The 4,737-nt window shown below is 62.7% G+C and carries 6 protein-coding genes; 2 read left to right on the top strand and 4 right to left on the bottom strand.

From position 1 onward, the window contains the following. Positions 1-225 (top strand): formaldehyde-activating enzyme (locus EOD15_RS28785; protein WP_185929107.1); only part of this gene is annotated, 225 nt, incomplete at its 5' end. Between the two features lie 137 nt (positions 226-362). On the opposite strand, the gene EOD15_RS28780 is transcribed toward EOD15_RS28785, so the two are convergent. Next, positions 363-1,061, bottom strand: coding sequence for a HisA/HisF-related TIM barrel protein (locus tag EOD15_RS28780; RefSeq protein WP_164761841.1), 699 nt, complete (start codon positions 1,059-1,061; stop codon positions 363-365). A gap of 45 nt (positions 1,062-1,106) precedes the next feature. Between EOD15_RS28780 and EOD15_RS28775 the strand changes: the two genes are divergently transcribed. Then, positions 1,107-2,144, top strand: coding sequence for a hydantoinase/oxoprolinase family protein (locus EOD15_RS28775; protein ID WP_127321461.1), 1,038 nt, complete (start codon positions 1,107-1,109; stop codon positions 2,142-2,144). 20 nt (positions 2,145-2,164) lie between these two features. On the opposite strand, the gene EOD15_RS28770 is transcribed toward EOD15_RS28775, so the two are convergent. From EOD15_RS28770 to EOD15_RS28760, 3 genes are read right to left on the bottom strand one after another with little or no spacing between them, the layout of a single operon-like run. Then, entirely contained in the window at positions 2,165-2,755 is a 591-nt protein-coding gene (locus EOD15_RS28770) for a DUF447 domain-containing protein (RefSeq protein WP_127321460.1), read from the bottom strand. A 3-nt stretch (positions 2,756-2,758) separates the two neighbouring features. Further along, a complete protein-coding gene (locus EOD15_RS28765) occupies positions 2,759-4,153 on the bottom strand; it encodes a DUF6513 domain-containing protein (protein WP_127321459.1) in 1,395 nt (464 codons plus the stop codon). After that, the gene (locus EOD15_RS28760; protein ID WP_127268111.1) at positions 4,146-4,697 is read right to left on the bottom strand and encodes a flavoprotein; all 552 of its coding nucleotides are present in this window, start codon (positions 4,695-4,697) and stop codon (positions 4,146-4,148) included. The genes EOD15_RS28765 and EOD15_RS28760 overlap by 8 nt, the downstream gene beginning before the upstream one ends. Between the last annotated feature and the right edge of the window lie 40 nt (positions 4,698-4,737).

Below are 4,737 nucleotides of genomic sequence, written 5' to 3'. Positions count from 1 at the left end.
GTGCAGGCCAGCGTTGCGGACGGGACCATTCCGGCCAACGAAGCGGACGACGTGTTCATCTGCGTCGGGGTGTTCATCCATTGGGACGCGGCGGACGACGCCAAGATCCAGAAATACAATTACGAGGCGACAAAGGAAGCTATCCAGCGCGCCGTTGCAGGAACCCCGACCGCCGCCGAAGCAACGGCCCAGCGCGACAAGGTCAAGCATCCGTTCGCAGCCTAGACAAGAGACAGCCCCGCACAGGAAAAACCCTCTTCTGAGACGGATGGTCTGTTGCGCCGGCTGGAAAAAGTTCTGGGCTTTTGAAACGTCACCTCCCGAAGGGCGCACGTCCTTCGGGAGCCGACGAGCAACGATGATCAGGCGCCGAGTGATGCGAGGCGGCCGGGTGTGAGCGTAGCGTTGTGCAATGAGGTTGCGACCAGCGCCGCGGCGACACCCATCGCGGACAAGGCGCTGATGTCGGCCTCATCTCGGACGCCGCCGGCCGCGATGACGGCGCGATTTCCGGCCTTGGCCTTGACCTCCTGCAACCGCCCGAAGTCAGGACCGGCGGCCGCACCGACCTTGGCCAGCGTCATGACAATCACCTTTTGCGGCCAAAGCTCGGGCTCATCGAGAAGAGAACGCGGTCCGCAAAAACTATCGCCGACGAAATCAAGGGACAGGACGAGATCGGGATGATCGTGAAAACGCCGCAGCAACATGTCGTCCCGCTGCGATTCAGAGCCCAGAACAGGAGACAGGGAGCGTTCGGCAAGCGCCGCCAAAAGTGTCTTTTCGTCGGCCACGCCGGCATCGACCCAAAGTTCCGGCGGCTCCGCCATCGTCCTCAGCCGGGCGAGTGCGTCGCTGTTTGGCGCTCCGCCTTCGATAGCGTCCAGATCTGCGATGTAGAAGGTCGAAAAAGGATAAAGCCCACGCAGTCCTTCAGCGACCGCGACGACATCGGGGCTTCGGCTGAGAGGCGTAACGATCGGCCTGTAGCGATCGCGTTTTCCCTGCTGGGCGCGAACCACCACGCCGTCCTTCAGGTCGAGAACCGGAATGATACGCAACGCTTTTCTCACCGACCAATTGCCCCCGTCATGAAAGCTTGAAGCGTGGAAAAAAGAAAGGGCATCATTGCCGGTTTCGACATTGGCGGCGCGCATCTGAAGGTGACCCGCGCACAAGACGGTCGCATCGTCGAGGCGGTAACGATCGCAACGCCGCTCTGGCAAGGCCTGCACAAGCTGGCTTCAGCCCTCGACGAAACGGCTCCGATCTACGCGGGTGCGGATCTCAACGCATTCACCATGACAGGCGAACTGTCGGACATCTTTCCGTCCCGCGATGTCGGCGTAGCGGCTCTGCTGGGTCAGATTTCCACCCATTTCCCCACAGACAAAAAGCTGGTCTATGCCGGACCATCCGGTTTCGTCGGGGTCGAGCAGGCAGCGCAGTTAGGCGCCGATGTGGCTTCCGCCAATTGGCACGCGACAGCCTTGTTGGTGGCAAAACTCGCCGGCGATGCCCTGTTCGTCGACATGGGCTCCACCACCACCGATATCATTGCCATCAAGAACGGCGCCGTGGCCAATGACGGCTACACCGATGCCGGACGGCTTCTATCCGGCGAATTGGTCTATACCGGCTTTACCAGGACATTCCTGTTCGGCGTAGCCTCGTCGGCTCCCGTCCATGGCAGGCTAACGCCGCTGATGAACGAGTATTTCGCCTCGATCGCCGACGCGCACCGCATTCTGGGCGTGCTCGACGAGGACGACGACAGGCACCCTCCCGCCGACGGCAAGGAAAAGACCGTGGACGGCTCGATCGCGCGGCTGGCGCGCATGGTGGGGCGCGACGCCACTGACCTGACCTCGCCGGAATGGGGTGAAGTCGCGCGCTGGTTCAGCGAGCAGCAACTGCGCAAAGTGCACGATGCAGCGTCTCTGGTTGCCGGGACCTTGCCGCGGGATGTCCCGATCATCGGGGCCGGAATCGGTCGCTGGCAGATCAGGCGACTGGCCGAACGCATGGAACGCAGCTACGTCGATTTCGCCGACATCATCCCCGCGGATGACACCGTTCGAGGGCAAGCGAGTAGCGCGGCACCCGCTTCCGCGGTAGCGCTTTTGGCGGGATATCCGTCGTAAGCAGGTTGCGGCGCTCGCGCCTATGCCGGCGCGTCCTCGCTCCCGGAATCTTTGGCGGTCAAGTGATCGCTGACACGCTGCATCAGCCAGCCCCAGGCTTCCTTTTCGCCCTCGCCTGCGGTCTTTTCGATGGCAATCGAAAGGTAGGCGATTTCCGCCTCGATCTTGTCGCGCGGCAGCATGCCGAGCCGGCTGACCAGGATGGCCAGTTCAAGCACCGCCGCCTTGGCTCGGTTTAGGCCGGTGAACGGCGCGAGCGCTTCCTCCCGCACCACGCGGCAGAAATGGCGGGGGCGCACGCCATTGTCATCGACCGCCTGGACTTCGAGGCCCGAATACGCCAGCGCCGCCTCGAGCCTCGGCACCGGAAACCCGTCAACCGGAACGGTTGGCCAATGCTTGCGGCCTGTCAGGCAGCCGGCAAAGACACGCACGTCGTCGATATAATTGGCGATGGCGAATGGCACTTCGGCGAGATTGTCGAGCGTGACCGACGGCCGGAACGGTGCAATCACCCAGCCGTCATTCTCGGCAATGATGCCGATCGGCGCGATGTGGATGTTGCCTGCCTTGTTGACCGTCGTGATGATCGATTCGCGAATGTAGGGCATGGTCTAGCGCTCTTTCCTTGCGCGGAGCGTCTTGCCCGGCTCGGCAAGACGGGTACGGTCAGTTTCGGGAGCCGGCGCGGCAACGCCCCATGCGAGCGGCTCGTCCTGCACATAACGCTTGCCGAGGCGCCACGCGATCTCCGCCTTCATCAGTTCCGCGCCGAGGTAAAAAGCGTGTGCGCCATCGGCGTTGACGTCCAGCCCGGCAAAAAGTTCGAACGCATCTGTGGCAACCGCATGCCCTTTGCTATTGAAAACATGGATGCCGTCCTCCGCTACCGCGATACGGAAGTTGGCGTCGCGCACCTGGGCCGCCAATGCCTCGATATCGTCGGTTGAGGCTGTGAAAGGCTTGCGATCGTGGACCTGCAACAGGCCTGGGTGATAGCCGCGCGGCAACGCGCCGTCCGTGCAAGCAGCCAACATGACGCGGCGGGCGATATCGTGCTCCTCGATCGTCCGCACCGTGTGTGGGCTGACATGCACCGCCAGCACGTTTCGGATCCGGAGTTCCGAGCAGAGTCCCGCTAGAACGGCCGTAACACCAGAACTGTCCGCGTCGGTCAATTCGGTGAGATTGCCGGTGCCCATCAGCAATTCGACGTCCGGCCAGCGGCACCGCGCCTCGATGAAGCGCCCGAGTGAAACGGCGAAGCCGAAATGGATCGGGTCGAGCACGGGATCGGCAATGAAGGCAACGCCGGCCTTTAGCGCGGCTTCGATGGCCCGGCCGAGCGAATCCAGATCGCCAGGCGTGGACGGTATCAACACTGCCGTAGCCCCGTGGTCGAAGATCAACGGCAGCGTGTTCTCATCGAGGCTGAGAAGATAGTCCGCGCCGGCACGTGCCCCGATCGTCAGTTCGTCCACGCTGGCCGAATCGACGCTGACCATGAATCCCCGTGCCTTGAGCGCTCGCACAGCCTCCGCCAGCAACGGAAACGGCGTCTCCGGCAGGCAGCCCAGATCGATGACATCGGCGCCGGCCGCAGCCAGCATCGAGGCCCTCGCCACCAGCGCCTCGACCGACAGCATCGGCGCATCGACGATCTCGGCGAAGATGCGCATATCGTGACGCGTCAGATCCGGCGGTTTGCCCGCCCGGCCAAGGAAGGCGGGAAGGTCGGCGATCTCGTCGGGGCCGCGCACAAAGGGCACACCGAAATGCTCCGACAGGTGCTCGATGTTTCCCCGATAGCGTCCGGGCAGGATGACGCGGTCGACGTCTCCTGTCAGAGTGAGCCGACGCTTGACAATGTCCTCGCTCATCAGCGCGGCGACCTTGACGCCGACGTCGACGATTTCCCACGCGAATGCGGTTCTACCCAGCCCAGCCAGCAGCCGTTCCAGCCGCGCCTTGGCCAGATGGCCGGTAAGAAAAACCAGCCGCTCAGCCATCGCTTGCGAGTTCGGCCCGGCGCCGTGTGAGCGAGGCTTCGAGATCAGCGAGCGATTCGACCACTTGGGTCCGCTCGAAACTCTTCAACTGCTTGGTATTTTCCAGGTCGATCCTGCGCGGATAGACCTTGACCAGCCCGTGCGGTGCCTGGGTCTCGAGTTCCGGCGCGGTGTCGCAAGCAAAGACGATGGCTGGCACACGGCACTTTCCGGCTTGGGCAAAGACATTGGTGGCGAGCGTGTCGGAAATGCCATGCACGCATTTGGCGACCGTGTTGGACGTGGCCGGCGCCACGACGACCGTGTGATAGACACCGTGGTAGAATTCGCCGACAGGGATCGCACTCGCGGTCTTGTCGTGCAGCACGCGCGTCGTCTCCGGGAAATCAAGTTTAAGCTTGTACATGCGCAACACTTCGTTGGCAGCCTTCGACACGAAGACATCGCAATGTTCGAGTTGGCGAACAAGTGCGAAGCTCTCCGTAAAAAAATGCCCGGAACCCGTCAAAACCCATGCCCAGCGCGGCACATGCAGCTTCACCATCGGCTATCCCGCCTTCTTTGCCGACGACCCTGTTGAAGCC

It is taken from the genome of Mesorhizobium sp. M7A.T.Ca.US.000.02.2.1 (assembly GCF_003996995.1).
Taxonomy (GTDB): domain Bacteria; phylum Pseudomonadota; class Alphaproteobacteria; order Rhizobiales; family Rhizobiaceae; genus Mesorhizobium.
The sequence above is the reverse complement of the archived record's forward strand: the minus strand, read 5'-3'. Positions and strand labels throughout refer to the sequence as shown.